The following is a 580-nucleotide window of genomic DNA, read 5'->3' as shown; positions in this document are numbered from 1 at the left end:
AACTTCGATGCTGTCATCTTCTTGGTTTGAATTTTCTTCTAGCTCGTCTTCTTTAATTTCAGTTGTCATTATTTTGATGCCTATTTAATGGGTTAAGTCTTAATGTCTCTTCTAAATGATCTGGTGCCAGGTGCGCATAACGCATGGTTGTCGTGATCTCGCTATGCCCCAGAACGTCGCGCAGCTTCACAATGTTTCCACCATTCATTACATAATGGCTGGCGAACGTATGCCGCAGAACGTGAGTAAATTGCCCTTTAGGTAGCTGGATATGAGCCTTGGTAATTGCTTTACGGAACGTAGATAAGCTACTCAAAAACATCCGTTCATCATTCACCGGCTTAAATGCCTTTAGTTCGTCAAATAACACCTGGTTAATGGGAACGGTTCGGTTCTTGTTTGACTTGGTATTTAAGAACGTCACTGAATTGTTTTTGATTTGTGCCGGCTTGAGATTTTCCGCTTCACCCCATCGCGCACCGGTGGCAAGGCAGATTTTCACAATAGGTAACAACGACTTATTGCGAAACGTACTGCAGACGCGCAAAAGCCGACCAATCTCCTCATGCTCGAGGTAACA

The 580-nt window shown here is 43.8% G+C and carries 1 protein-coding gene; it reads right to left on the bottom strand.

Going from position 1 to position 580, the window contains the following annotated elements; translation table 11 throughout:
• Window positions 1-58: 58 nt before the first annotated feature.
• A partial coding sequence (locus tag IQQ51_RS20850) for a tyrosine-type recombinase/integrase (protein WP_193842017.1) occupies window positions 59-580 on the bottom strand: 522 nt, incomplete at its 5' end.

Source organism: Vibrio sp. OPT18, from assembly GCF_015163615.1.
GTDB classification, from domain to species: Bacteria; Pseudomonadota; Gammaproteobacteria; order Enterobacterales; family Vibrionaceae; genus Vibrio; species Vibrio coralliirubri.
This window is presented reverse-complemented; position numbering and strand designations above follow the sequence as displayed.